The sequence below is a fragment of the Pantoea sp. USMM079 genome (assembly GCF_037153115.1).
Taxonomy (GTDB): Bacteria; Pseudomonadota; Gammaproteobacteria; order Enterobacterales; family Enterobacteriaceae; genus Pantoea; species Pantoea communis.
Map to the genome: position 1 here is coordinate 1 of NZ_JBBCKX010000115.1, position 200 is coordinate 200.

The window sequence follows — 200 nt, forward strand, 5'->3', positions numbered from 1 at the left end:
TGTGGGCACTCGCAGGATTGATATCAGCGTCTCCGGACGTAAAAAATATCAAGTCTCACGAGTGAACACATAATGAAATTCATTATGACGTTTTACAGATGAGCATCGCTGAACTTGTTTCAGCAAATCAAACTTTAAATTGAAGAGTTTGATCATGGCTCAGATTGAACGCTGGCGGCAGGCCTAACACATGCAAGTCG

The 200-nt window shown here is 42.5% G+C and carries 1 rRNA gene; it reads left to right on the forward strand.

Going from position 1 to position 200, the window contains the following annotated elements:
- Positions 1-136 precede the first annotated feature (136 nt).
- A 16S ribosomal RNA gene (locus tag WFP70_RS26755) occupies positions 137-200 on the forward strand; the annotation flags it as partial.